Annotated in this window: 1 protein-coding gene; it reads right to left on the bottom strand. The window is 53.0% G+C overall.

All coding sequences use genetic code 11. The features are described from left to right. Window positions 1-64: 64 nt before the first annotated feature. The coding region (locus tag AC27E8_RS08785; RefSeq protein WP_487111311.1) for a hypothetical protein at window positions 65-285 on the bottom strand (221 nt) is incomplete at its 5' end.

A 285-nucleotide genomic window follows, 5' to 3' on the forward strand; every position in this document is an offset into this window, starting at 1 on the left:
CTCGCCACCACGGTGCCGTCGTCAGAGATGAATGCGAGCTCGTGTGGTGTTAGATTGATGATCTTCACTCACAACTCTCCAATACTCGAATCTCTGTTATGCCGTCCGCGATTTCGACAATCTCAACGGGATCCACTTCACCTGCGTACACCAGTTCACGCGCCTCATTCTCGCTGGCGGCCTCAACCTCAAACTCCTCGATGTGACGAGATACAAACGTCACTCGATACATTGGCAACTCTATTGCCACCTCCGTTGTTTTGTTCTGGGTTCGCCCCTCCACCC

It is taken from the genome of Alicyclobacillus sp. CIJ1 (genome assembly GCF_057538885.1).